This is a genomic window from Pantoea sp. 22096, from assembly GCF_052045955.1.
In the GTDB taxonomy this organism is placed as follows: Bacteria; Pseudomonadota; Gammaproteobacteria; order Enterobacterales; family Enterobacteriaceae; genus Pantoea; species Pantoea alfalfae.
Genome location: NZ_JBQEPW010000003.1, coordinates 410,067 through 436,932 on the forward strand (window position 1 = coordinate 410,067; position 26,866 = coordinate 436,932).

The following is a 26,866-nucleotide window of genomic DNA, read 5'->3' on the forward strand; positions in this document are numbered from 1 at the left end:
CTCTATTTATTGGTAACCTATGCGAAACCCATCGAAACAAGACGATCTGATCAAGGCTTTCAAGGCCTTATTAAAAGAAGAAAAATTCAGTTCCCAGGGCGAAATTGTTCAGGCGCTTCAGGATGAGGGCTTTGAAAATATCAATCAGTCCAAAGTCTCGCGGATGCTGACCAAGTTTGGCGCAGTACGCACCCGTAATGCCAGGATGGAAATGGTCTATTGCCTGCCCGCTGAACTGGGCGTGCCGACCACCACCAGCCCGTTAAAAAACCTGGTACTGGATATCGACTACAACGATGCGCTGGTGGTGATTCATACCAGTCCGGGCGCAGCACAGCTGATTGCACGTATGCTGGATTCGCTGGGCAAAGCGCATGGGATTCTTGGCACGATCGCTGGCGATGACACAATCTTTATTACCCGTGCGCGCGACTTTACGGTTAAGCAGCTGCACAGCGCGATCCTCAACCTGTTTGAACAGGAACTCTGACCGCTGACTGACGGCCTGCTATCCTGCCCCAGGTCGTCAGTTTGTTCTCTCTGCCCATAGTTTTGCGTCACACTGCTCCGCTGTTTAATACTGATAAGCCTGATTCAATACACCTGACTCCTGGTCAGATCGTTTACTCTGCTTAACCTTCTGCGCTATTTTACACTGCTTTACATCACTGATCCGGCACCATTGCCCGGATCCAGATCAAACTCCAGCCCAATACGCTTCATAGTTTCGCACTAAACGCTAAAGTGATCTATCTCACTGTTTTTGTAATTAAAATCGTCGTAAAGGCTATTTTTTATGCTGTTTTTATAACGTTAAGTTATTAAAAGTAGGCATAAGGATAAAGAATCACAAAAAAACATTATTAGCCGGGTATTAATTTCTATCGTTATTAGTTCTATACTTCTTTTCGTGATGCAAATCACACTAACTAGAAAGATAAAAATAGACGACGAGGAAATATCTATGAACGTAAAAACTACCATCGCTACCCTGAGCATTCTCTCTGCACTCTCATTTGGTGCAGTAGCAGCAGAATCTATTGATGCCGCGCAGGCACAGGATCTGCAGGCTGTCGGCACCATCAGTGTCAGCGGCGTCGCGGGTTCACCGATGGATATCAAACAGAAGCTCAGTGACAAAGCGGATCAGCAGGGCGCAAAAGCCTATCGCGTGATCGAGGCTTACAACAACGGCAATTATCACGCTACCGCCGCGTTGTATAACTAAACCCAATAATGCCAGCAGCTTTCTGTCTGACGCGCCTTTTTGCGCTCCGGAGAGCTGAAGCAAAATCTTCAGGAGAGTTGACCATGAAAACTAAATTAGCAATTGCTGCTCTTAGTCTGGCGTCCCTGTTCTCAGTGGGTGCCAGCGCCGCCAGCCTGGTATCGAATGAACAGGCGCAGGGTTTGCAGCCCATGAATCAGACCATCAGCATCGGTGGACGTAACGGCGACCAGACGCATATCCGCCAGGTGCTGTCAGAGAAAGCAGATGCACAGGGCGCAAGCCACTATCGCATCATTGAAAACAACCAGGACAACACCTGGCATGTCACCGCTGAGCTTTATAAATAATTAACTGTGATGACGTCTGAAGGCGCATCACAAATATCGACGACCCGCCCTTACGAGTAACCGCAGGTTGTTGAATGTAATGAGGAGATAATCATGAATATCAAAACAACCATTGCTACAGTCAGTCTGCTTTCCGTTATTGCGTTCGGCGCTTCTGCCGCACAGCTGGTAACCGGCGATCAGGCGCAGAATCTGCAGCCTGCGGGTACCGTGACCATCAGTGGAACCGCGGGATCACCGATGGATTACCGCGCAGAGCTTTCACAGAAAGCGGATGAGCAGGGTGCCAGCGCCTATAAAGTGATCGAGGCGCGTACCGGTGATAACTATCACATCACCGCGCAGCTTTATAAGTAATTCCTCGTCAGATTAATGACGAACCCTTTGGCCCCGCTCGCGGGGGCCTTTTTTCATCTGATGTATTATCTGACATTAAAGTGCAGCCGGCCTTCCAGCTCCTCTTCCGCTTCATCAAATAACAGAATCAGCGCGCCATAACGCCGTCGCTGTCCTCTACCCAGATTGACAAACTCAATCTCCAGCGGCATCGGTAACAGATCCCCTGTCACAACATCCCACAATCCATCCAGATCGCAGATGCGGCGCTCCTCCAGCGCAAATCGCTCGCTGAACTGGCGAAAGAAATGGGCCTGGTCGACTATTTCATTAAAATCAAAACGCTCGATTTTCATGCTGACGGCTCCCATGCTCCGTCTGCGGGCGACCTCTGCCGCCCGTTCATGCCGTTAGCTCAAACCGCCCAGGTGCAGCGCTTTGACCTCCAGATACTCTTCCATACCCAGTACCGAACCTTCGCGGCCCAGACCCGACTCTTTCACCCCACCAAACGGCGCCAGCTCGGTGGAAACGGCACATTCGTTAATGCCGATCATGCCGCTTTCCAGCGCCGCTGAAACGCGAAACACCCGTTGCAGATTCTGGGTATAAAAGTAAGCAGCAAGGCCGAATGGCGTATCATTGGCGCGGCGGATGACGTCATCTTCATCATCAAAGCGGAAACAGGCAGCCACCGGACCAAAGGTCTCTTCCTGCGCAAGCTGCATGCCTTCATGCGCCTCGGTAATGACCGTAGGCTGCCAGAAGTTGCCACCCAGCGCATGGCGCTCACCACCTGCCAGTAGTTTGCCGCCTTTTGCTACCGCGTCTTTAACGTGCTGCTCAACTTTTTCCACCGCCGACGCTTCAATCAATGGTCCGACAATCACGCCTTCATCCATGCCATTACCGACTTTGAGCTTGCTGACTTCGGCTGCCAGCTGCTCAGTAAACGCATCATAGACAGCGTTATGAATATAGAAGCGGTTAACACTGACGCACACCTGACCCGCATTACGGAATTTGTTGGCAATGGCACCCTGTATGGCGGCATCAAGGTCGGCATCGTCGAATACGATGTACGGCGCATTGCCTCCCAGTTCCATCGACACTTTCTTCATGGTTTCGGCGGCATTACGCATCAGCAGCTTGCCCACCTGCGTTGAGCCGGTGAACGAGATTTTACGCACCGCTTTGCTGGCCATGATCGCATCGCTGATAGCATGGGTATCACCCGCCACCGCATTCAGCACGCCATCCGGCACGCCCGCCTGCTTCGCCAGTGCCAGCAGGGCAAAAGCAGAGAGTGGCGTGTTATTGGCAGGTTTAATGATGCCGGTGCAGCCCGCAGCAAGCGCTGGCCCCAGTTTGCGGGTCAGCATCGCCATCGGGAAATTCCACGGCGTAATGGCAGCCACTACGCCAATCGGTTCGCGGGTCGCCAGAATGCGGGATCCGGGTTTTGCGGGCGGAATGATCTCGCCGTTCGCCCGTTTCGCCTGCTCGGCGAACCACTGAATAAAGCTGGCGGCGTACTCCACTTCCCCTTCGGCCTCTTTCAGGGGTTTGCCCTGTTCAGTGGTCATCAGTTGCCCCAGCCAGCGCTTGTTCTCAATGATCAGCTGGTACCAGCGATTGAGAATTTCAGCGCGCGCTTTTGCGGTCTGCGCCCGCCAGGCGGGAAAGGCACGTTCCGCTGCGGCAATAGCCTGTTCCGTTTCCGCCTTACCGGCTTTTGCCACCTGCGCAATCACCTCGCCGGTTGCCGGATTAGTCACGTCAAACGTGGACGCCGCCTGATGCCACTGACCGTCCGCTAAATAGCCGGTCCGGAACAGTTCGCTCTCTTGCAGTGATTTCATTGATTCGCTCCTGTCAGTTTTGCTCTTCCGTCTGGAGAGTATAGTTGGCAAAAGCGACAGATTTTGTGATGGGTGGGGATTGCACAGGCCGCTGCAGGTCGCAGCGGCCAGATTCAGATTTGGATGAGTGTGTTCTGGTACTTATCCAGCATCGTCGCCAGTCGTTTGACCGGTTCCGTTACGCTGACGGGTGCCTCGTAATGGACCAGTTTTTCCTGATAGACATCCAGTTCTTTAAGCAGACGTTCAAAGTAGTAACGGCGCTTGTCGTCGCTGCTGGCGGAGATCACCCGATCGGCGGTGTAACGCAGCTGTCGGTGATACGCAGAGAGATCAGCATTAACTGGCACTTCTGCGTCGCGTAATCGCTGATGACCGATGATCAGCGTCAGAGCGATGCGATATTTATTGATATCACCCGGAAACAGGTTCAGTAGCAAAAACAGTTGCTGATAGAGCGCTGGCAGATGATTTTCACGCCGACGCGCCTGATTGGTGGTCATGGCCGAGACCGCTGCATACATAAAGCGGTTCAGCAGTTTGCGGCCGGTGCGCGCCTTCGATTTATCCCGAATCAGCAGAATGACCATCATCGCGACAAAGCAGCCGATAACCTGACCGAGCACATTATCGAGGAAGACGTTAATGTGAAATTCCATCGGATTATCGAGAACCAGCACGTTGAGCGTACCAATCAACGCGCCCAGCGTGCCGAGCTGACGCCGCTGAATAAAGATGCCGCCGATAAAACCCAGTATGCCGATAGCGATGCAAAGCAGTAGTGCGCTCTGCTGTGTCGCGGGCAGAACATACATAAAATAGAGCGCCCCCAGCGGAACCGCGACCGTCATGCCGTAGAGAAAATCCTTGGCCATCATCAGCGGGTTAGGCATACGCATCGCCAGCGCGGTAATTACGGCCAGCATTACCATACAGCCACTGCCAGAGGTCCAGCCCGTATAGAGCCAGAACAGTGAACCCAACGCGGTTGCAACGAAGGTGCGGATACCGTTAATCATCGCATGATGTGTTTCAGCCGAACGCGCCTGAATCACCACTTCGCGCTGCAGAATCTCCTCTTCCAGCGAGGTGATCCGGCTATTACTTTTGATTCCTTTCAGCAGCAACAGATATTCGGTAGCAGTGCCTACCCAGCTGGCCAGCGTGACCGGCGTTGATTTGCCGCTGGCACCAATCACCCGGCGCATCACTTTCATCCGCTTATGCACCTCTTCAACCGTCGAGGCCGGTTTTTCAACCATCAACCGATACTGGGGCGGAATGTAGTCCGGGCGGGAATTCTGAATGAGGAAGGTTTCGGCAGCCTGCGTTATCAGCGTCAGTGACAGGGTATTGAGCATCTGCAAGCGGCGGTTGCTGTTCTTCCAGCGTGATGACTCCATCATCAGCTGGCTGCGCATGCTATTCAGCGCCGTGGTGCGCCGCACCAGCGCGCTCCAGGCTTTGTCGACCTCTTCCTTATCACCGTGTGCGACGCAGAGTTGCAGCAGCTGGTAGTGGGCCACCAGCAGCGAATCAACTTCCGCGTTGATCACTTTTTTAATCGAACGGGGTGAGAAAATCATGTCGGCCAGAATAGCGCAAAGAATGCCGAGTACGATTTCACTGCAGCGCTCTACCGCATATTGTGGCACCAGCGTCAGACCGCCGCTGGCATTAGCCGTCACCACAATAATCAGCGCGGTGTAGCCCGCCAGTCCGAGCGCGTAAGAGTTTTCTACCTTGATCAGCGAAGAGAGCCAGACGCAGAGTCCTGCCCAGATGCAGCACAGCAGCAGCATCACGACCGGTGCACGCACGGTGGCAATCATGATGGTCAGCGCGGCGATACAGCCAATAAATGTCCCGATAATACGCAAAACGCCGCGATAGCGTAGTGCCCCGGAATAGGGATCGCCGCCTGCCGCAAATGCCGTACCACCTGCCACGATCCCGGCGGTCATCACCGCCCAGCGCGGCGTTTCAAGGTTAAAGTGAAAACCCACCATCAGCGCTAACACCAGCGCAAAGGTGAGCTTTACCGGGAACCGCAGGAACTCGATCATATCGCCCTCTTAACCAAACTCACGCAGGCGATTGAACAGTCGGACCATCGGTGAAACCTGTTCAGGCTGACGATCGGCCTGACCGGTGATCACCACTGTCGCTGTTGTGCCCGCCGGGAAGCGATTGCCGGGCTGCTGATCAAGCCGGATGCGCACCGGCACACGCTGCGCCAGACGGACCCACTCCAGATTGGAATCTACCGTTGCCATGCCTTTACTGTCGACCGAGCTGCTGCTATTGGTGACACCCGCCGCGACACTGTCCACGGTGCCACGCAACACAATGTTGCTGCCAAGTGGAGTCACTTCCGCGCGGAAGCCCTTCTCAACGCCGTGCAGTTTGGTCTCTTCCAGGTAAGCCAGCACATAGAAAGAGTGCTGCTGAACCAGCGCCACCGCCACAGAACCACGGGTAATAAATTCGCCCTGATAGACGTTGAGGTTGGTGACCCAGCCATCGGAGGGTGCTTTCACGGTGGTGCGCTCAAGGTCAATCTTCGCCAGATCGCGCGTCGCCACCGATTTTGCCAGCTGATGCTCACTGGTTTGCAGGTCGTTATTGGATTGTTCGATCGCCTCGCGCGACATCGCAGAGGTGCCAAGCTGGTTGCGGCGGCCGGCTTCGCGACGTTTTTCACTCACCAGGGCCTGGTAATATTCAACATCCGCCTGTGCCTGATCGAGTGCCTTTTGATAGCGAGGGCGGTCAACCACAAACAGTGTATCGCCCTTCTTCACCAGCTGGTTGTCATGTACCGGAACCTCAGTAATCAGGCCAGTGACGTCAGGCGAAATCGCCACCACGTCAGCCGCAAAACGTGCATCACGGGTCCAGGGTGATTCGGTATAGAACACCCAGGCGCGGAAGATGATAACCACTGCGATGATGACCAGCAGAATAGTGATCGCGTAGCGCGCGATTTTTCTTATGAGTGCTTTCACTTCAACCTCAGACTAATAAACGGGAGACAAGGTAAAACACACAGCAGTAAAGCGCTGTATTAAAAAGTGCCGGATGCCAGACAAGATCGTAGATGCCGCTCGGCGTCAGCACGCGTTTCACTAACCAGAACAGCATCAGTGAAATAATCAATTCGATGAAAACGGGCGGAAAAGAGAGCCCAAACATGACAAATACCGGAAGCACACTCATCACAAATCCTTAGTTCGACCTTGCCGGGATACTTCGTTGCCTTTTCAGATGTCGCAGGAAACCCCTCTGGCAGCGTTATCCGAACCGCAGCTGGCTTAATAATAGCGTATCATCGAAGGGTATCAGGCAATGAAGAATCACCGGGAAATACCCCGGCGCGCTTATAATAACGCGCCTGACTATACGTTTTCTACTGAATGTGATCTAAATCACTTTTAAGCCAGAGTAAATAATGGAACGACTGAAAGGTATGTCTGTCTTCGCCAGAGTGGTCGAACTCGGTTCGTTTACCGCGGCGGCTCGTCAGCTCCATCTGAGCGTCTCATCCATCAGCCAGATCGTCGCGAAACTGGAGGATGCATTGCAGGTTAAGTTGCTGAATCGCAGTACCCGCAGTATCGGACTGACCGAAGCGGGTAAAATCTATTATCAGGGCTGCCGCCGTATGCTGGCGGAGGCGACGCAGGTGCATGAACAGCTTTACGCGTTTAACAATACGCCGATTGGCGTGTTGCGGATCGGCAGTTCCTCGACCATGGCGCAGAATGTGTTAGCCGGTATGACCAGCGATATGCTGCGGGAGTATCCGGGGCTGAGTGTGAATCTGGTTACTGGCGTTCCGGCCCCGGATTTGATTGCGGATGGTCTGGATCTGGTGATTCGGGTGGGCGCATTAAAAGACTCCAGTCTCTTTTCGCGTCGCCTTGGCGCGATGCCGATGGTGGTGTGTGCCGCAAAAAGCTATCTTGCCCAGCACGGCACGCCGGAGAAGCCGGGCGATATCGATAATTTTTCCTGGCTGGAATATAGCGTACGGCCCGACAACAATTTTGAGCTGATTGCACCGGAAGGCCTGGTGACCCGCCTGGCACCACAGGGACGTTTCGTAACAAATGATTCGCTGACGCTGATTCGATGGCTGAAGTCGGGCAATGGTATCGCTTATGTGCCAATGATGTGGGTGATTGATGAGATCACCGCAGGCGAGATCGATATTCTGTTTCCGCACTATCAGTCCGATCCGCGTCCGGTGTATGCGCTCTATACCGAGAAGGATAAACTGCCGCTGAAGGTGCAGGTCTGCATCGATTATCTGACCGGCTATTTTGAACAGGTGGCTGAACAGTATCAGCAACACCGTAAAAGCTGACAACCCGCCGGGCGGCGGGTTGTTGAGGTCACATCAGGCGGTGCCGCCGATGGTCAGTTTATCCAGCTTCAGGGTGGGCTGACCGACACCGACCGGCAGGCTCTGGCCCTCTTTACCGCAGACGCCCACGCCTTTATCCAGCGCCAGGTCATTACCTACCATCGAGATTTGCTGCATCGCTTCAATGCCGGAGCCAATCAGCGTGGCACCTTTGACCGGTTTGGTGATTTTGCCGTTTTCAATCAGATAAGCCTCTGAGGTTGAGAAGACAAATTTGCCGGAGGTGATATCCACCTGACCGCCACCAAAGTTCGGCGCATAGATGCCGTACTCAACGCTTTCAATAATATCCTGCGGCGATGATTTGCCTGCCAGCATATAGGTGTTAGTCATGCGCGGCATCGGCAGATGTGCATAAGATTCACGACGTCCATTCCCGGTCGGGCTGACGCCCATCAGTCGCGCATTCAGCTTGTCCTGCATGTAGCCTTTCAGCACCCCGTTCTCAATCAGCATGTTGTACTGACCGGGAACGCCTTCATCATCCACCGCAAGTGAGCCGCGCAGCCCTTCAAGGGTGCCGTCATCCACCACGGTACACAGCTCAGACGCGACCTGCTGACCGATTTTACCGCTGAACACCGAGGTGCCACGGCGGTTGAAGTCACCTTCCAGACCGTGACCGACCGCCTCATGCAGCAGCACGCCCGGCCAGCCCGCACCCAGCACTACCGGCAATGCGCCAGCAGGAGCCGCCACCGCAGAGAGATTAACCAGCGCCATGCGCACCGCTTCACGCGCCCAGGCGTCAGCGCGCACGTCGCCATTTTCATCTTCAAGGAAGAACGCATAACCGGTGCGTGCACCGCCGCCGCTTGCGCCGCGCTCACGCTTGCCCTGGTCTTCAACCTGAACGCTGATAGAGAGGCGAACCAGCGGACGAACGTCTGCCGCCAGCGTGCCATCAGTGGCCGCCACCAGCACCTGCTCGTAAACACCGGTCAGGCTGGCATTGACTTCCTGCACACGTGGGTCAGCCGCGCGGGCGACTTTATCGACGCGATGCAGAAGGGCAATTTTGTCTTCACGCGTCAGGCTGCTCAGCGGATCGACCGCCGAATAGAGTGAACGGTTCATCACGGCAGAAAGCGTATGGGCCTTGCCGTTTCCCTGTTCGCGTACAATGCTGCGAGCCGCTTCAGAGGAGAGACGCAGCGCATTCAGCGTAATCTGGTCGGCATAGGCAAAGCCGGTTTTCTCACCGCTGACCGCGCGCACGCCGACGCCCTGATCGATATGGTATGAGCCATCTTTAATGATTTTGTCTTCCAGCACCCAGGATTCGTGAAAGCTGGACTGAAAATAGAGATCGGCATAATCCAGACGACGTTCTGAAAGCTGCCCTAACAGGGAAAATAGGTCCTGCTGATTAATGCCGTTAGCAGTCAGTAACTGCTCACTTACCAGGTTCAGAGTCATCGTTTCTCACTCATTATGTGCTCAGATAATCATAGCCTGCGGTAATTCCGGTACGGCGTCAAATTCACTTGTTGTCTGTTTCACGCGGTTTACGCAGTACTTCATTGATTTCCGGTTTATCCAGTGGGCCACTGATGTGATAACGCAGCAGCGATATCTTGTTCCACAGGGGGCCCAGGACTTTACTGGCAGCAAATACCGCCGCGCCAATCACCGGATTAATCGCAAAGGCGGTCGCTACTCCGACAGAGGCAGAAATCTCAGGCGCAACCACCGCTTCCATATCGATCTGACGTTTCACCAGGTCGAGATTGCCCTGCATGGCGATGTCTGCTTCCAGTCCATCTACCAGCAGGTTATCGGTGCGCATGACGCCGTTTTCGATCCAGGCCGTGCCGTTAATCGAATCGAAATAGAACGCGTTGGTGAAGGTGTCGCTGAAGTCGAAGCGCAGCTTGCGCAGCAGCGCATCGAAGCTCACCAGACGCAGGATTTTTCCCGCCGTGCCGGTATTCACATCTGCAATCTGGCCTTTGCCAAAGTGGGTCTTCAGGGTGCCACTCAGTGTCTCTGCAGAGGGCTGCCAGGGTGCAGAGCGCCAGTGCAGATCGTAAGCAATATTAAAGGGCGCATCGCGCAGCGGCGTGTTGACGCCAAACCAGTTGGTCGCGTTATTAATATTCGGTCCCTTAAGCGTGCCCTTCAGCGAGGTGCGCTGGTCGTCCGGGCGATTAACCCACTCACCGTTAATTTTAAGCTGGGAGCTGCCGGTATCCACTTTTCCGTTAGTAAGCGCTAACGTATCTCTTTTAGGCTGCAGCACCGCGGAGACCTGGCCATATTTCTGGCCCAGTACCCAGCACTCTTTACAGCGCAGCTGTAAGGCGGGCCACTGGCTGAAGTTAATGTTTGTGGTTTGCTGAGAAGGCGCTTTGCCGCCCTTGCCTGTCTCGTTTTCCCATTGCGGATTGTAGTAGAGGTAATCCAGGTTCACCTGCCATGGCGCTTTGGGGGCCATCGCCAGTTCACCGCGCAGCTCTTTCGCACTGACGCTGACCTGGCCATTGCCGCCTGAACGCTGTGCCAGTGTCGCTTCAACGTCATGCCATTGCTGCCCCGCCAGCGTGACCGCCGGACTGCGTAGCGTGATGTTACCCGGCAGCGTGACGCCACCCGTCTGGAAGTCGCTGCCGCCGCCTGTCGTCCCCGCACCTGCAGAACCGCCGGCAGCCATCATCGCTACCCAGGCCTCGCCATCCAGCACGGGCAGATTCAGTACCATGCCCTTATGGTCGGGTAGCGCAGGCGTTTTCTGTGCATCATTCAGCCAGATGCCACGATCGACGCGCAGCGTCGGTTCCAGCAACCAGCGGCTGTTAAAACGATGGTTTGCATTGACGCTGCCGCTGAGATCGAAATGGTTCAGGTCACCACTGGCCTGAATGGCAACTGGCATCGCCTCACCGGCTTTCTTATTGAGCGGCGCAGGTAAGTGACTACTTACTTCTTTAGCATTACCGTTCAGCGTCACGTCATAACGCGCCCCGCCATGATGCGGTAACGTAATATTGACGTCGCCCTGCCACGGCAGATGCCCGCCGAGCTGCTTGCTGACGGCTGCCGGAACCTGGCTGATTTTCGCGGGTTGCCAGTCACCCTGAAGTTTGACGTTAACGCCAAAGTCATCCGGGTTCTCGTGGGTGCTGAAACGAACGCCCATCGGCTGCCCGAACCAGTTCGCCCGCAGATCCTCACTGGCCAGATTGCCGTTGTCATAACGGAAGCGACCAGAAAGATTGTTGATGGTGGTTTTTAACGGTTTGATAAACAGCGCGTTGTTGTTCAGATCGACATTACCGCGGGCGTGCACCTGCTCTCCATCCAGTGGGATGTTCAGATTCAGATGGCCACCGACACGGCCTTTAATTTTCAGCTGCTCCAGTGCGGCACCGAGTGACGGTTTAAGCGGCGTCTGATCGAAATAGTCAGCGATCTGCTGGCCCTCACCACTGATATCCCCATCAATGATCAGTTTTTCTTTCAGGTAGTCAGGGATCACCGCCGTGACGTTGTGAGCGTCTACTTCGCCCAGGTGCGCCATTGGCGCTTTCATCCACAGACCATCGTTCAGGAAGTTGAGGTCGACATCGAGATTGCTCAACGCCGGCCATTTGGGCTGAAACGCATAGGTCGCCTGGCGAAGCGGCACCCAGACCTGGAACATGCCATCATTGTGCTTGAACGGGAACAGCGCCGGATTACCGGCAAACAGCAGCGTGGCGTTGTCCACCCTGCCACCCTTCACCGCCCCACTCAGATAGTGCGTCAGGCTGTTACCCATCAGCGGCACCGGGAAGTAGCGCCAGGCATCGCCCGCATCAGTAAGTCGGATACCCGCCAGAATATCCAGACGGGGCTCGCCGCCGCTATTCTGCTGGTAGCTGAAGTCGCCACGCGCCCAGAGTGAGCGCGCTTCGAGGTTAAGCTTTTCACCCGCCAGCGTCAGGCCATGTTCATCTTTAAGCCAGCGCAGTGCCCCGGTCACCCGCTTAATCTCTAACGGAGCCTGGAACATATCGCCATAGGGAACGGTTGCCGCGCCCATATCCACACTGACCTGACCATGGCTCAGGCTGCCGCGTGCTTCTCCGCTCAGGTGACTGATGCCCGGCAACAGTTTCCAGTGCTGCCAGCTGAAATCACGCCACTTCACCTGTAAACGGGTGTTTTCAGGCTGCTGTAATGGAATATCCAGCGCCAGGCCATCGATGGTGCCCTGTGGCTGCAGCGTCTGCCAGTTTTCAAACAGGGCCGGAGAGAGCGGCGCAAATAACGGAACGATCGGCGCAATATGACTCAGCACCAGCTGTGTGGCGCGCACCCGCACCTCCTGCTGACCATCCGGCCCCAGCAACTGCTTATCTTCAGGACGCCATAACAGCGAGAAGTGACCGGCGGGCCAGGCCTGACCGTCAGTGCTGAGCCGGGTCTGCGGCACATTGACCACCCAGCCATTCTGGAAGCGTGACAGATGCGCGGTCAGCCCATCGACCTCTATGCGGTGTCGTCCGGTTTCGCCCTGCCAGCTGGCACCGCCCTTGCGCAGCAGCAGATCGCCAGCATAGATGTCACCATCGCGCAGGTTAACCCAGGCCGCCAGGCTGAAGCGGGCACTGTCCAGCCGGGTATTGTCGCGCACCCAGCGGCCCAGCCATGGACGCATGTCGACGTCATCGGCCTGCATCCAGATGCGGCCGTCATTAAGTAAACCGTTACTGTCGTTAAGGTCGAGCCGCACCTGAACCACGCCGTGCTGACCGGTAAAGCTCGACAGACTGACTTCGCCTTCGGCGCGATGGCGGTTATCTTCATTGACCCAGGTGAGTCGGGGGATCGCCAGCTCAGCATGCTGGCCGGAAGGGGTACGGAAACGAATGGTGCTGTCGCGCAGATCAAAGTGGTCAAACTGACGCAGGAAAAGTTCGTTAATCTGCGCCGGACGGAAGCTGTTTTTCTCTTTGTCGTTGTCGAGTAAGGGGCGATTCGTGTCGAGATGCAGCTGCCAGAAGGTCAGATCGCGAAACTGCCAGCGCCAGTGCAGCAGAGACTGCCAGACGTCGAGCGCCAGATTGATACGTTTAATCGTGAGTTTGCCGTTTTCATGCAGATCGACGCTGAGGTCATGAACCTGCAGGGTTGGGCCGAAATTCTCCCATTTACCCTGTAACTGGCTGGCGTTGACCGGCACATCCGTTTTGTCGGAGATGAATTGCAGAAGGTTGTTGCGATAGCTGTCGAGATGCGGCATTACCAGACGCAATCCGCTGACCAGCAGCGCGACAATCACGATGATTGCCGCGACCAGCAGTAACAAAATCCTCGGCAACTGCCTCACTCACGCCTCTCCTTGTGTTCCGTAAACGACGGATAGTTGGTTCTCATACCCGACCGTCTTCAGATAAAAGCGTTAAAACGCGCATTTTATCCCAAACAAGGGCGTTTATTCAGCCTGATAACGGGCTGACGTTACATCATTACCACGTCGAACTGCTCCTGAGTGTAGAGCGCTTCAACATGAACTTTAACCTGCTTACCGACAAAGATTTCCACTTCAGCCAGCGCATGAGACTCGTCGGTTTTTAACGCCTCACCCACCGTCGGTGAAACATACACCAGGAAACGATCAGAATCATAGGCGTGGTGAACCCGCACAATCTCACGCATGATTTCATAGCAGACCGTTTCAACTGTTTTCAGGGTGCCGCGCCCTTTACAGACCGGGCAATCCTGGCACAGGACATGCTCAATGCTTTCACGGGTACGCTTACGCGTCATCTCTACCAGACCCAGCGCCGAAAAACCATTAATCCCGGTTTTGACCCGATCTTTACTGAGCGCGCTTTCCAGTGAATGCAGTACCCGGCGTCGATGATCTTCATTGCTCATGTCGATGAAGTCGATAATGATGATGCCGCCCAGATTCCGCAGGCGCAGTTGACGCGCAATCGCCTGAGTGGCTTCAACATTGGTGTTGAATATCGTCTCATCGAGATTGCGATGACCAACAAATGCACCGGTATTAATATCGATGGTCGTCATCGCTTCGGTCTGATCGATGATCAGATATCCGCCTGACTTTAGTTCAACTTTGCGATCCAGCGAGCGCTGAATCTCATTTTCGACGTCAAACAGGTCGAAAATAGGCTGTTTACCATTGTAGAGCTCTAGCTTACCGGCCATTTCCGGGATATATTCACCGGTAAATTCCACCAGCATATCGCAGGTCAGGCGGGAGTCGACCCGGATGCGATCCAGCGCTGCGCCCGCAAAATCACGCAGAATACGCTGGGCCAGAGCCAGCTCACCGTAGAGCAGGCAGCGGGTCTGATTGCGCTTTTTACGCTCGCTAACTTTGGTCCAGAGACGTTTGAGAAAAGCCGCGTCCTGCGCCAGCTCCTCTTCGCCAATCCCTTCTGCAGCGGTGCGGATAATAAAGCCACCCAGATCGTCACAGTAGTCAGCGACTACCGCTTTAAGCCGATCGCGCTCTTTCTCACTCTCGATACGCTGAGAGACACCGACATGCGATGCGCCTGGCATAAAGACCAGATAACGCGAAGGCAGGGTAATGTCCGTGGTCAGCCGGGCGCCTTTGGTGCCAAGCGGATCCTTGACCACCTGAACCACCAGATCCTGTCCCTGACGCACCAGCTCGGCAATATCGCGCACGATGAAATTTTTCTTTTCGTCGCCCGCCACACATTCCGTATGCGGCATGATATCTGAGGCGTGCAAAAAGGCGGCTTTTTCCAGGCCTATATCAACAAAGGCCGCCTGCATGCCGGGCAGAACACGGCTTACCCGTCCTTTATAAATATTGCCAACAATGCCGCGCCGCGCTTCACGCTCAATATGGATTTCCTGAAGGATGCCGCCATCAATGTAGGCAACGCGTGTTTCAGAAGGCGTGACGTTAACCAGTAATTCAGCCGTCATGTTGACCCCTTACGGCACGCAGTGAGTGAAAATGGCTGAGCAACTCCGCTGTCTCAACCAACGGTAATCCGACCACTGCATGGTAACTTCCGTTAATTTTGCGGACAAAGTTTCCTCCCCTGCCCTGAATGCCGTATGCACCCGCTTTATCCATCGGCTCACCGGTAGCGATATAGTCGTCGATGTCGCTCTCCGTTAAGGTGCGGAATGTCACATCAGTCGTCACGATGCAATCCAGCGCCTGCTGGCTGTCGGCCAGCGCCACTGCCGTCATGACCTGATGCGTATGACCGGAGAGTCTACGCAGCATCGCGTGGGCATCGGCGGCATCGCGCGGTTTTTCCAGCACGTCACCATTCAGCACGACAATCGTATCCGCGCCCAGCACCGGCAGATCCTGCGCGGCCAGTTTTACACCCGCCTGCGCTTTGTCATTGGCCAGACGGCGGACATAGCTCTCCGCCGCTTCATTCGGCTGACGCTGTTCTTCAACGTCAGTCACAATGCGCTCGAATGTCAGGCCAAGTTGAGTTAACAGCTCACGACGACGCGGTGAACCGGAAGCAAGATAGAGGGTTACCATAAATTTCCTTATTGAACAGCGAACTGACGACGAATTTTTCTCATAAGTAAGAATAGCCAGGGCCAGAGAATACCGTCGACGACACTGCTCCAGAAAATTTCAGGTCGGAATGAAACATTGATTACCAGGAATTCTGCCCAGAAGACAATCACATCCATCGCCAGAGACAGCACCATAACCATTAACGCTTGCTGCCACAACGCTAAGTTGCGGAATAACTGGAACTTAAAGGCTATCAGGTAGGCGATGATACTGAGCGCCAGCGCACGTACGCCAAGCGTGGACCCGGCAATCAGATCCATGATGGCACCCAGCATAAATCCGCTGCCGACGTTGACCCGATGCGGCAGTGCAAGAACCCAGTAGATAAGGATGAGCAGCAGCCATGAAGGCCGGAACATATAAATTTCATCCGGCCATGGCATGATCTGCAGAACTAACGCGACCAGGAAAGAGAGCCAGATGACCCAACGTCCCTGGCTGCGATATCGACTCAAGGCTGCCCCCCGCGTGAACGCGAGGAGTTGTTCTGTCCGCTACTGCCACTGCTGCCTGTTGATGGAGCAGGCGGCCCCATCTGTGCGGCAGGCGCAGGCGGGCCCATTTCACCCGCAGGCGGTAAGACCTGCGGCATCATCTGCATCAGACGCTCATTCGCAACGCGATGAACTTCATCCTGCGGCAGCGGCATATCGCCATTACGATCCGCGCCCCACAGCAGCAGCAGATAACGCAGACGCTGCAGACCCGCGGTCGGATGCGCCTGAATCACCGTATAAGCGCGCTGCGTATCCACTTTCACTGAGGAGACCACGCCCACCGGATACCCCTCAGGGAAACGACCACCGATACCTGACGTCACCAGCACATCGCCGACCCGAATGTCCGTATTACCCGGCAGATGCTCAAGCTGGAGATCTTCAGTACAGCCGTTACCAGCGGCAATCACACGAATGTCATTACGCAACACCTGAATAGGCAGCGCATGTGACGCATCGCAGATCAGCAGAACACGGCTGGTGAGCTGTCCGACGGCGATAACCTGACCGACCACGCCTTTATCACTGATGACCGGTTGACCTTCATAGACACCGTTAACGCTGCCTTTGTCGATCACCACCTGGTCGGTGTAAGGATCGGTGCCGGTAGAGATCACCTGCGTCACCATCTTTTGCTCATCCTGACGCAGCGGTGAACCCAGCAGTTCACGCAGGCGTGCGTTTTCCTGCTTATATTGCCCCAGCATTAGCAGGTTACTGTTTTTCAGGAAGAGCTCACGACGTAACGCTTTGTTTTCCTGCTCCAGCTGCTGACGCGACGCCAGCGACTCTGACACGCCATCCAGCAGCTGACGTGGTCCATTAGCCAGGAAGTAAAACGGACTGACCGACGTATCCAGATAGTTGCGTATTTGGGTGAAAGAGCTCACACGGCTGTCGGCAACGATAATGGCAATTGCCACGATGACCGCCAGGAAAAGACGCAACTGCAGGGAAGGTCCCCTGCTAAAAATCGGCTTCATATAATCTGCGTGATCCTCGACAACAGGAGAGGAAGCGACGGCCAAACACCGTGCTTCCCTGGGCTGAACGCACTGTACCGGCACACATTTCGCCGGTTCACATGTCACTCCCTCGCATGATCATTGCGTTCTCAGCCGGTTGAGGCAATTATTCTTCGCTGAACAAATCGCCGCCATGCATGTCGATCATTTCCAGCGCCTTGCCGCCACCGCGAGCCACACAGGTCAGCGGATCTTCAGCAACAACAACCGGAATACCCGTCTCTTCCATCAGCAGGCGATCCAGGTTGCGCAGTAACGCACCACCACCGGTCAGCACCATGCCGCGCTCTGAGATATCGGAGGCCAGCTCAGGCGGACACTGCTCAAGAGCAACCATCACCGCGCTGACAATGCCGGTTAACGGCTCCTGCAGAGCTTCCAGAATTTCGTTGGAGTTCAGCGTGAAGCCGCGCGGTACACCCTCTGCCAGGTTACGGCCACGAACTTCAATTTCACGGACTTCATCACCCGGATAAGCTGAACCAATCTCATGCTTAATGCGTTCTGCGGTCGCTTCACCAATCAGTGAACCGTAGTTACGACGCACATAATTAATAATAGCTTCATCGAAACGATCGCCACCAATACGTACGGATGAGGAGTAGACCACACCGTTCAGGGAGATCACCGCCACTTCGGTAGTACCACCACCGATATCAACGACCATTGAACCGGTCGCTTCAGAAACGGGCAGACCTGCACCAATAGCTGCAGCCATCGGCTCTTCAATCAGAAAGACTTCACGCGCGCCGGCGCCCTGAGCGGATTCACGAATCGCACGACGTTCTACCTGCGTGGCCCCGACGGGTACGCAGACCAGCACACGTGGGCTGGGACGCATAAAGCTGTTGCTGTGAACCTGCTTGATGAAGTGTTGCAGCATCTTTTCGGTCACGAAGAAGTCAGCGATAACGCCATCTTTCATCGGACGGATAGCGGCAATATTGCCTGGCGTACGACCGAGCATCTGTTTGGCGTCATGACCCACGGCCGCGACACTTTTCGGTGAACCGGCACGGTCCTGACGAATAGCAACCACAGAAGGCTCGTTCAGCACGATGCCTTGTCCTTTTACGTAAATCAGGGTATTCGCGGTACCCAGGTCAATGGACAAGTCGTTGGAAAACATGCCACGAAATTTTTTAAACATACTAAGGGATAATCCTGCAAGCTGGGGGCGGAAAATAAAATCCGCTTACTTTACCAACCACACGAAGCTGCCACAAGGCGCAAAAACGTTCTGCTTCGGTGAAAAAAGACGCCTGATTGCGTTTAAGTCATCTGAACCCGCGATCCGTAGCAGCAGAATGGCGACCAGACGCCATCAGTGCTGCATTTCACGTGATTTCCGCTTGCCATGCCCGACATAAAATTTAACATTTCCGGCACGATGGTTATGGGTTCAGATGCGGTTTAACATTAAAAAAAACCGTCAATTTCTGTCATTACGACAGCAAATCATTAAATACGGTAACGTTGGGAATACTTCTTCACGTTACTGTTAACCGGAAGCGAAGGGGCAAAAAAGTCGCCCTGCCCGCCTGCCACACCCAGCGCCACTAATGTCTGCCACTCCGCTTTGGTGCGGACACCGGTGGCAAACACCTGAATACCCGTGGACTTACAGACCTCCAGCAGACTCTGTACAAACAGCTGATTGGCGGTCCGTCGTTCAATGTTGCGCACCAGACCTGCATCAAGCTTGATCAGTTCCAGCGGCAGCTGTCGTATATAGGCACTGCTGACGACGGTTAAACCCGCCTGATTCACCGCTACACGGCAGCCAAAAGCCTTAAGTGCACGGAATACTGGTGTTAAATGGTCGATGTGTTGACAGACATCTGCCTCGGCAAGTTCAAATAAAAATCGTTTTCTTTGTGATTTGGGGCACTGCAGCAGCATATTCTGTAGCCAGAGGACAAATGAACGTTGCAGGAGCGAGGTCATCGTCACCGGCATCACCAGCGTCTCTTCCGGCCACAGTTCAGAGAGTGCCGCGATGCGCGTGACCAGCTGACGATCCCAGCCATCAGCCATACCGAGCTGCTGTACCAGCGGCATATATTCAGCGGCCAGTACCTCTTTATCGCCGTCAAAGATACGGGTCAGCATGACCCGATGCTGTACTTTGCCTTCGATATTAACGGTGGGTTTATGGTACAGCCGCGGACCACCGCGGCTTAACGTATTCTCCAGCAGGGTTCGCCAGCGCACGCTGCCCCGCCCGGCGTCCTGAGGGTTTCCTTCACCATTAATCCAGTTATTACCACCCAGCAGTGCTGCACGTCGCGTGGCCATTTCGGCATTTTCTATCACCTGCAGGACGGTCTGCCCGCTGTGCCAGGCGGTGATTCCGATGTGGATCAGATCATCGCGATTGACCAGGCGCATCGGTGGCAAAGAATCAACAGCATTGATCAGTTGATCGGCAATACTGTTTGCCTCTTTAAGACTGCGATGCGGCAGTAATACGGCAAAATCACTGCGAAAATAGCGTGCCAGCAAAGCGCCGGGATAGCGCAGCACAAAGGTAGAGAGCATGTTGACGAAATTGAACAGGTACTCCTCAACCAGCGCTGGCTCCAGTGAATCTTTCAGCGCGTCCAGATCGGGCAGGCGCACCATCATCACCACACCATGGGTGCCGACAGCTTCCTGATCTTCCAGAAGGGTCGCGAGCTGGTTATCAAAGAACAGTCGGTTGTTAAGGCCAGTGCGTCCATCCTGCGCGGCAAAGGTGCGGATCAGCGTGTCGATACGCAGGCGCTGTTCGCCCGCTTCCTGCAGATCCGCCAGCAGTATATCCATCGCGCGACTCGCCCTGGGTGGCCACTCATCCACATCCCGTTTCGGCACAACCCCACGTTCGCCGTTGATAATCGCCTGTGCCCGTCCTTCAAGATGCTCCATGCCACGCCACTGACGACTAAGCCAGCGATGCATCATCAGCAGCAGCAGACTCATCACCAGCATGACCGTAAACAGAATGCCCAGCGTAGAGGTGCCGGTGATGGAGCGCAGCCAGGTTTTGGCAGGATCAAGGGTCACAACCCGCAGCTGTAAGCCGGTCTGGTGCATCAAAGGCACATCGACCTGGATAAAACGATTGGGTTCGTCTTCCAGCATCTGGTTTTCGTGTCGGGAGAGTGTGAGGAAAGTCTGCCTGCCGTTATGAAGGGAAATCTGCTCGGCATTCATTATTGGCATCATGCGCGTAAGCCAGTTATGAAGCTGTTCTGGCGTCTCGGAGAACATCGCCTGATCGACCTCGGTCGCCAGCACCTGCGCCCGATGTTCAACCCGCTGATGACTGAACCAGAAAACACTGAATGCGCAGCCTGCCAGCATCAATGACATCGCCAGCAGGCTTAAAAAGGTAATAAACGCAGATAATTTTGTGGTTAATCGCATCCCTGTGCCTGTATTGCTGCGGTGATAACCGGATCACCCCACCTTGTACCGTCAGCCTGACGAAAACGCGAGCAAAATAGCATAATTTGCCGCTGCCGACAGCGCCGAGTCGCATGAAGCCGAAGTATATCGTCGGGATAGGATTGCTGACGTTGATCCCGACACTTTTCAGCGCATTCTCATCGCACAGGCCAGCCAGGAAATTTCACATTTTCAGGGCGAAACTGGCTGATATCAGCGATAGTCATCATGCTGGTTGATGACATCCTGTCTGGAGAAGCCCCATGAAACGCATACCCTGTCTGACCGAAGCCGACGTAACGCCGGAAAGCATATTTAATATGAAGCGCCGCCAGGTGCTGAAAACGCTGGGACTAAGCGCTGCGGCGATGGGTATGCCGGGCGTGGCTAATGCCGATATTCTCAGCTGGTTCAAAGGCAACGATCGCCCACCTGCTCCAGCAGGCCGACCGCTCGACTTCACCAAACCGGCGCAATATCAGGCCGATCTGACGCTGACGCCTGCGGATAAAGTTTCCGGCTACAACAATTTCTATGAGTTCGGGCTGGATAAGGCCGATCCGGCTGCCAATGCCGGAACACTGAAAACAGAGCCCTGGAAACTGACCATTGATGGCGAAGTGGCGAAACCCCTAACCCTTGATATGGATGACATCTTCAAACGCTTTGCTATGGAGCAGCGAATCTATCGCATGCGCTGCGTAGAGGCCTGGTCGATGGTGGTGCCCTGGGTAGGCTTTGAGCTGAATAAACTTCTCTCGCTGGCGGAACCCACCAGCAAAGCGCGCTTTGTTGCCTTTCAGACGCTCTACGATCCTGAGCAGATGCCGGGCCAGAAAGATCGCTTTATTGGCGGTGGCCTCAATTATCCCTATGTCGAAGGTTTGCGTCTGGATGAAGCGATGCATCCACTGACAATACTGACCACTGGCGTCTATGGCAAAGCGCTGCCGCCGCAGAATGGCGCGCCGATTCGTCTGACGGTGCCGTGGAAATATGGCTTTAAAGGCATTAAGTCGATCGTCAAAATTACGCTGACCGACAAACAGCCGCCGACCACCTGGAACCAGATTGCCGCCGACGAGTATGGTTTTTATGCCAATGTGAACCCCCACGTCAATCATCCACGCTGGTCACAGGCGACAGAGCGGTTTATTGGCCCGGGCGGCAGTCTGAAGGTCGAACGTCAGCCAACGCTGCTGTTTAACGGCTATGCCGAACAGGTGGCGTCGCTCTACCGCGGCATGGATTTACGGGAGAATTACTAAGTGGTCCGCCTGTCGATAAAACAGATCATGTGGCTCAAGGTGATCCTGCACCTGGCAGCCCTGTTGCCGCTGGTTTATCTGGTGCTTGCTGTGATGCAGGGTGGACTGAGTGCGGACCCGGCAAAAGATATTCAGCATTTTACCGGCCGCATGGCGCTGAAACTGCTGCTGGGTACGCTGCTGGTTTCACCCCTGGCACGCTACGGCAGGCAGCCTCTGTTAATCCGCACCCGGCGCCTGCTTGGCGTCTGGACATTTGTCTGGGCTTCTCTCCACCTGCTGAGCTACTACCTGCTGGAATTGGGCGTGGATAATCTGCGTCTGCTGGGCAGCGAACTCATCTCCCGTCCCTATCTGACGCTGGGAATTATCAGCTGGCTGATATTACTGGTCCTGGCGGTAACGTCATTTCAGCGCGCTCAGCGCAGGCTCGGTAAACGCTGGCAAACCCTGCACAATGCGGTCTATCTTGTGGCGATTCTGGTGCCGATTCACTATATCTGGTCGGTGAAAACCGTGTCCCCACAGCCACTTATCTATGCCCTCATTGCTGCACTGCTGTTAGCCTGGCGTTACAAAAAATTTCTCAAATGGTGGCCCCGCTAGCACTTCACCCGTTGTTTTCCTCTGCTGTTTTCTGATAAAAGATGTGGCCCGCAGGCCACATCCGATCATCTTCGCAGATAAGACCAGTATTTTGCTGCGAAATGACACGAAACGGATATAATGCCCGGCTTTATTGCTCGTCGGGTCTTCTTTTTCAGCCTGAAAGGTGACAAATGAAGATTCGCAAGGTATTTTACGCGATGCCTCAATGATTGCGGGAGATGGCAGCACGATGGCGCATAAATTACATATTCTGCTTTTAAACGGGCCCAACCTGAATCTGTTGGGAACACGTGAACCTGAGAAGTATGGTCATACCACGCTGAGTCAGATCGTTGACGATTTGACGCGTCAGGCAGACCAGTTGAATGTGGAGTTGAGCCACCTGCAAACCAATGCTGAATTTCAGCTGATTGATCGCATTCATGAGGCCAAAGGCAATGTGGATTACATCATCATTAATCCTGCCGCGTTTACCCATACCAGTGTCGCACTGCGTGATGCCCTGCTGGCGGTAGAAATACCGTTTATCGAGGTTCATCTCTCCAATGTGCATGCCCGCGAGCCCTTCCGTCATCACTCCTATCTTTCTGATGTTTCTGCTGGCGTGATCTGTGGGCTTGGCGCTGACGGCTACACATGGGCTTTACAAACGGCAGTAAAACGCCTGTCTCAAACTAATTAATCAAACTGAGTACGGAACCCCACTCATGGATATTCGTAAAATTAAAAAACTGATCGAACTGGTTGAAGAGTCTGGCATTTCTGAGCTGGAAATCTCTGAAGGTGAAGAGTCCGTTCGCATCAGTCGTGCACCTGCAAACGTGGGTTACCCGATGATGCAGCAGGCTTACGCTGCGCCGGTTCAACAGCCTGCTCTGGCGACAGCCGTTGCCCCTGTTGCAGCCGTTGCCGAAGCGGCACCGGCTGAAATCAGCGGTCACATCGTGCGTTCACCAATGGTAGGTACCTTCTACCGTACGCCGAGCCCGGATGCGAAAGCCTTTGTGGAAGTTGGCCAGAAAGTGAATGCCGGCGATACCCTGTGCATCGTCGAAGCTATGAAAATGATGAACCAGATCGAAGCTGACAAATCAGGCGTGGTGAAAGCTATCCTGGTTGAAAGCGGTCAGCCGGTCGAATTTGACGAGCCACTGGTTATCATCGAGTAACGGGGCAGATCATGCTGGATAAAATTGTTATTGCTAACCGTGGTGAGATCGCACTGCGCATTCTGCGTGCCTGTAAAGAACTGGGCATCAAGACTGTTGCGGTACACTCAAGCGCGGATCGTGACCTGAAGCACGTGCTGCTGGCAGACGAAACCGTCTGCATCGGCCCGGCGCAGTCAGTCAAAAGTTACCTCAACATCCCGGCGCTGATCTCTGCAGCAGAGATCACCGGCGCGGTGGCGATTCACCCCGGCTACGGCTTCCTCTCTGAGAATGCCGATTTTGCTGAGCAGGTTGAGCGCTCCGGCTTTATCTTTATCGGCCCGAAAGCAGACACCATTCGCCTGATGGGTGACAAAGTTTCTGCAATCAATGCGATGAAGAAAGCCGGCGTCCCGACCGTACCCGGTTCTGACGGTTCGCTAACGGATGATATGGAAAAAAACCGTGCCTTTGCCAAGCGCATCGGTTATCCGGTCATCATCAAAGCGTCTGGCGGCGGCGGCGGTCGTGGTATGCGCGTAGTGCGCGGCGACAAAGATCTGGAAGAATCCATCAACATGACGAAAGCGGAAGCCAAAGCGGCTTTTAACAACGACATGGTTTACATGGAGAAGTATCTGGAGAACCCGCGCCACATCGAGATTCAGGTACTGGCTGACGGTCAGGGCAACGCGATCTATCTGGGCGAACGTGACTGCTCCATGCAGCGTCGTCATCAGAAAGTTGTCGAAGAAGCGCCAGGCCCAGGCATCACAGAAGAACAGCGTCGCTTTATCGGCAACCGCTGTTCCCAGGCCTGTATTGAGATTGGCTATCGCGGCGCAGGTACCTTTGAGTTCCTGTACGAAAACGGTGAGTTCTACTTCATTGAGATGAACACCCGTATTCAGGTAGAACATCCGGTAACCGAGATGATCACCGGTGTGGACCTGATCAAAGAGCAACTGCGTATTGCTGCCGGTCAGCCACTGTCAATTAAACAGGAAGATGTGATCATTCGCGGACATGCGGTCGAGTGCCGTATCAACGCTGAAGATCCAGTCACCTTCCTGCCAAGCCCGGGTAAAATCACCCGCTTCCACGCGCCAGGCGGTTTTGGCGTGCGCTGGGAGTCGCATATTTACTCAGGCTACACCGTACCGCCTTATTACGACTCCATGATCGGCAAGCTGATCACCTATGGCGAAACGCGTGACGTGGCTATCGCTCGCATGAAAAATGCGCTGGCGGAACTGATTATCGACGGTATCAAAACCAACGTTGAACTGCAGATGAAAATCATGTCCGACGAAAACTTCCAGCACGGTGGAACCAATATCCACTATCTGGAGAAAAAACTCGGCTTGCACGAGAAATAATCGCAACGCTGAGTCAGTCTGAGGCCGGTTAATCCGGCCTTTTTCTTTTGCCGCTGGCGTTAAGGTTGAATCATGGATGCTCGTTTTATACAGGCACATAAAGAGGCGCGCTGGTCGCTTTACCTCACCCTGCTCTGGCTCGCTGCCTGGGGGCTCTCTGCCTGGTTGGGTGGCAATGCAATCGGTGTTACCGGCCTGCCGCGCTGGTTTGAACTCTCCTGCCTGTTTGCTCCCCTGTTGTTCATTTTTCTGTGCTGGATGATGGTGCGGGTGATTTTCCGCGACATGCCGCTGGAGGATCAAAGTGAACAGTGAAATTATCCTGCCGTTACTGATTTATCTGGTGTTGATTGCCGCGCTATCGGTGTTTGCCGTCCGTAAAAAGCGCGAAGGCAGCTTCCTCACTGAATACTTCCTTGGCAGCCGCTCCATGGGCGGGTTTGTGCTGGCGATGACGCTCACTACCACCTATATCAGCGCCAGCTCATTTATTGGGGGTCCCGGTGCCGCCTACAAATATGGACTGGGCTGGGTATTGCTGGCAATGGTGCAGGTGCCCGCCGTCTGGCTATCGCTGGGTGTGCTGGGGAAAAAGTTTGCCATTCTGGCACGTAAGCACAATGCGGTGACGCTGAATGATATGCTCTATGCCCGCTATCAAAGCCCGCTGCTGATCTGGCTGGCGAGTCTGAGTCTGCTGATTGCCTTTATCGGTGCCATGACGGTGCAGTTTATTGGCGGTGCGCGGCTGCTCGAAACCGCCGCTGGCATTCCTTATGACACCGGCCTGCTGATTTTTGGTGGCACCATCGCGCTCTATACCGCGTTCGGTGGATTCCGTGCCAGCGTGCTCAACGACGCCATGCAGGGCATTGTGATGCTGATTGGCACCTTTCTGCTGCTATTCGCAGTGATTCATCAGGCAGGTGGCCTGAGTACGGCGGTGCAGAAACTGCACGACATCGATCCGGCTCTGCTGTCCCCTCAGGGGCCGGGCGAGATTATTACGCCAACCTTCCTCAGTTCGTTCGTCGTACTGGTCTGCTTTGGGGTGATTGGCCTGCCGCATACGGCGGTGCGCTGTATCTCTTATAAAGACAGTAAGGCCGTCCATCGGGCCATTATTCTGGGCACCATTGTCGTAGTGGTATTGATGCTGGGCATGCATCTGGCCGGTGCGCTGGGCCGCGCGGTACTGCCGAATCTGGCCGTGCCGGATAGCGTTATTCCGACACTGATGATTACTGTTCTGCCACCGTTAGCGGCCGGGCTGTTCCTGGCAGCCCCGATGGCCGCAATTATGTCGACCATCAATGCCCAGCTGTTACAGGCTTCAGCCACGCTGATTAAAGATCTCTACCTGCGTATCGCCCCGCAGCAGCTGGAAAATGAGACGCGACTGCGGCTGTTATCTGGCACCATTACCTTCGCACTGGGTATCCTGCTGCTGATTGCGGCCTGGAATCCGCCCGATATGATTATCTGGCTCAACCTGCTGGCATTTGGCGGCCTGGAGGCGGTTTTCCTCTGGCCGCTGGTTCTCGGCCTCTACTGGGAACGTGCCAATGCCGCAGGCGCCATCACCGGCATGGTAGTGGGTGGAGGCTGCTACGCTTTTATGGCGAGCCTTAACCTGCAGATTCTGGGTTTTCACCCTATCGTGCCCTCCCTGCTTTTAAGCCTGCTGGCATTTCTGGTGGGTAACCTGTTTGGACGCGCGCCGCACGTGGCGGACGCGCCGCAACATTGACGGAAAGAGA

The 26,866-nt window shown here is 54.7% G+C and carries 25 protein-coding genes; 12 read left to right on the plus strand and 13 right to left on the minus strand.

What is annotated here, in order from left to right; translation table 11 throughout:
• Positions 1-19 precede the first annotated feature (19 nt).
• From argR to yhcN (ACTJKZ_RS14575), 4 genes are all read left to right on the plus strand, one after another.
• Positions 20-490 (plus strand): transcriptional regulator ArgR, encoded by a 471-nt coding sequence (gene argR, locus ACTJKZ_RS14560; protein WP_013359192.1) that lies wholly within the window; start codon positions 20-22, stop codon positions 488-490.
• A 474-nt stretch (positions 491-964) separates the two neighbouring features.
• Positions 965-1,228, plus strand: a complete 264-nt coding sequence (gene yhcN / locus ACTJKZ_RS14565; RefSeq protein ID WP_098052264.1) for a peroxide/acid stress response protein YhcN — start codon at positions 965-967, stop codon at positions 1,226-1,228.
• 83 nt (positions 1,229-1,311) lie between these two features.
• Entirely contained in the window at positions 1,312-1,578 is a 267-nt protein-coding gene (locus ACTJKZ_RS14570; RefSeq protein ID WP_161735991.1) for a YdgH/BhsA/McbA-like domain containing protein, read from the plus strand.
• Positions 1,579-1,671: 93 nt separating this feature from the next.
• Complete coding sequence (yhcN, locus tag ACTJKZ_RS14575) at positions 1,672-1,935, plus strand: peroxide/acid stress response protein YhcN (protein ID WP_161735990.1); 264 nt, start codon at positions 1,672-1,674, stop codon at positions 1,933-1,935.
• A gap of 65 nt (positions 1,936-2,000) precedes the next feature.
• Here yhcN (ACTJKZ_RS14575) and ACTJKZ_RS14580 read toward each other — a convergent pair whose 3' ends face one another.
• From ACTJKZ_RS14580 to aaeX, 5 genes are all read right to left on the minus strand, one after another.
• Positions 2,001-2,270 (minus strand): barstar family protein, encoded by a 270-nt coding sequence (locus ACTJKZ_RS14580; protein WP_033734738.1) that lies wholly within the window; start codon positions 2,268-2,270, stop codon positions 2,001-2,003.
• 54 nt (positions 2,271-2,324) lie between these two features.
• Positions 2,325-3,776, minus strand: a complete 1,452-nt coding sequence (locus ACTJKZ_RS14585; protein WP_161735989.1) for an NAD-dependent succinate-semialdehyde dehydrogenase — start codon at positions 3,774-3,776, stop codon at positions 2,325-2,327.
• A gap of 113 nt (positions 3,777-3,889) precedes the next feature.
• The gene (gene aaeB, locus ACTJKZ_RS14590) at positions 3,890-5,842 is read right to left on the minus strand and encodes a p-hydroxybenzoic acid efflux pump subunit AaeB (RefSeq protein ID WP_440829761.1); all 1,953 of its coding nucleotides are present in this window, start codon (positions 5,840-5,842) and stop codon (positions 3,890-3,892) included.
• 9 nt (positions 5,843-5,851) lie between these two features.
• The gene (aaeA, locus tag ACTJKZ_RS14595; RefSeq protein ID WP_010256061.1) at positions 5,852-6,784 is read right to left on the minus strand and encodes a p-hydroxybenzoic acid efflux pump subunit AaeA; all 933 of its coding nucleotides are present in this window, start codon (positions 6,782-6,784) and stop codon (positions 5,852-5,854) included.
• A 7-nt stretch (positions 6,785-6,791) separates the two neighbouring features.
• The gene (aaeX, locus tag ACTJKZ_RS14600; protein ID WP_003855277.1) at positions 6,792-6,995 is read right to left on the minus strand and encodes a p-hydroxybenzoic acid efflux pump operon protein AaeX; all 204 of its coding nucleotides are present in this window, start codon (positions 6,993-6,995) and stop codon (positions 6,792-6,794) included.
• Positions 6,996-7,227: 232 nt separating this feature from the next.
• Here aaeX and aaeR point away from each other — a divergent pair, with 232 nt between their 5' ends.
• Entirely contained in the window at positions 7,228-8,145 is a 918-nt protein-coding gene (gene aaeR / locus ACTJKZ_RS14605) for an HTH-type transcriptional activator AaeR (RefSeq protein WP_135907618.1), read from the plus strand.
• A gap of 33 nt (positions 8,146-8,178) precedes the next feature.
• Here the strand turns inward: aaeR and tldD are convergent, their stop codons facing one another.
• From tldD to csrD, 8 genes are all read right to left on the minus strand, one after another.
• Positions 8,179-9,624 carry a metalloprotease TldD gene (gene tldD, locus ACTJKZ_RS14610; protein ID WP_222924936.1) on the minus strand — a complete coding sequence of 482 codons (1,446 nt, stop codon included), beginning with the start codon at positions 9,622-9,624 and terminating at the stop codon, positions 8,179-8,181.
• Between the two features lie 64 nt (positions 9,625-9,688).
• Positions 9,689-13,519: an AsmA2 domain-containing protein YhdP gene (gene yhdP / locus ACTJKZ_RS14615; protein WP_440829762.1), complete on the minus strand. Its 3,831-nt coding sequence runs from the start codon at positions 13,517-13,519 to the stop codon at positions 9,689-9,691.
• Between the two features lie 131 nt (positions 13,520-13,650).
• A complete protein-coding gene (rng, locus tag ACTJKZ_RS14620; RefSeq protein WP_003855268.1) occupies positions 13,651-15,120 on the minus strand; it encodes a ribonuclease G in 1,470 nt (489 codons plus the stop codon).
• Positions 15,110-15,703 carry a Maf family protein gene (locus tag ACTJKZ_RS14625; protein ID WP_161735985.1) on the minus strand — a complete coding sequence of 198 codons (594 nt, stop codon included), beginning with the start codon at positions 15,701-15,703 and terminating at the stop codon, positions 15,110-15,112. The genes rng and ACTJKZ_RS14625 overlap by 11 nt, the downstream gene beginning before the upstream one ends.
• Positions 15,704-15,711: 8 nt before the next feature.
• Entirely contained in the window at positions 15,712-16,200 is a 489-nt protein-coding gene (gene mreD, locus ACTJKZ_RS14630; RefSeq protein WP_013359205.1) for a rod shape-determining protein MreD, read from the minus strand.
• Complete coding sequence (gene mreC, locus ACTJKZ_RS14635) at positions 16,197-17,225, minus strand: rod shape-determining protein MreC (protein ID WP_161735984.1); 1,029 nt, start codon at positions 17,223-17,225, stop codon at positions 16,197-16,199. The genes mreD and mreC overlap by 4 nt, the downstream gene beginning before the upstream one ends.
• A 148-nt stretch (positions 17,226-17,373) precedes the next feature.
• Entirely contained in the window at positions 17,374-18,417 is a 1,044-nt protein-coding gene (gene mreB, locus ACTJKZ_RS14640; protein ID WP_003855260.1) for a rod shape-determining protein MreB, read from the minus strand.
• A gap of 311 nt (positions 18,418-18,728) precedes the next feature.
• A complete protein-coding gene (gene csrD / locus ACTJKZ_RS14645) occupies positions 18,729-20,678 on the minus strand; it encodes an RNase E specificity factor CsrD (protein ID WP_161735983.1) in 1,950 nt (649 codons plus the stop codon).
• 284 nt (positions 20,679-20,962) lie between these two features.
• Here csrD and msrP point away from each other — a divergent pair, with 284 nt between their 5' ends.
• From msrP to panF, 7 genes are all read left to right on the plus strand, one after another.
• Positions 20,963-21,967, plus strand: coding sequence for a protein-methionine-sulfoxide reductase catalytic subunit MsrP (msrP, locus tag ACTJKZ_RS14650; protein ID WP_253420195.1), 1,005 nt, complete (start codon positions 20,963-20,965; stop codon positions 21,965-21,967).
• A complete protein-coding gene (msrQ, locus tag ACTJKZ_RS14655; protein WP_260060207.1) occupies positions 21,968-22,573 on the plus strand; it encodes a protein-methionine-sulfoxide reductase heme-binding subunit MsrQ in 606 nt (201 codons plus the stop codon).
• A 232-nt stretch (positions 22,574-22,805) separates the two neighbouring features.
• Positions 22,806-23,258 carry a type II 3-dehydroquinate dehydratase gene (gene aroQ, locus ACTJKZ_RS14660; RefSeq protein WP_033734740.1) on the plus strand — a complete coding sequence of 151 codons (453 nt, stop codon included), beginning with the start codon at positions 22,806-22,808 and terminating at the stop codon, positions 23,256-23,258.
• Positions 23,259-23,283: 25 nt separating this feature from the next.
• Positions 23,284-23,745 carry an acetyl-CoA carboxylase biotin carboxyl carrier protein gene (gene accB / locus ACTJKZ_RS14665; protein WP_013359212.1) on the plus strand — a complete coding sequence of 154 codons (462 nt, stop codon included), beginning with the start codon at positions 23,284-23,286 and terminating at the stop codon, positions 23,743-23,745.
• 11 nt (positions 23,746-23,756) lie between these two features.
• The gene (gene accC, locus ACTJKZ_RS14670; RefSeq protein ID WP_013359213.1) at positions 23,757-25,106 is read left to right on the plus strand and encodes an acetyl-CoA carboxylase biotin carboxylase subunit; all 1,350 of its coding nucleotides are present in this window, start codon (positions 23,757-23,759) and stop codon (positions 25,104-25,106) included.
• A 72-nt stretch (positions 25,107-25,178) separates the two neighbouring features.
• Complete coding sequence (locus tag ACTJKZ_RS14675; RefSeq protein WP_285087379.1) at positions 25,179-25,421, plus strand: YhdT family protein; 243 nt, start codon at positions 25,179-25,181, stop codon at positions 25,419-25,421.
• Positions 25,411-26,856, plus strand: a complete 1,446-nt coding sequence (panF, locus tag ACTJKZ_RS14680) for a sodium/pantothenate symporter (RefSeq protein ID WP_222924932.1) — start codon at positions 25,411-25,413, stop codon at positions 26,854-26,856. The genes ACTJKZ_RS14675 and panF overlap by 11 nt, the downstream gene beginning before the upstream one ends.
• Positions 26,857-26,866: the final 10 nt, after the last annotated feature.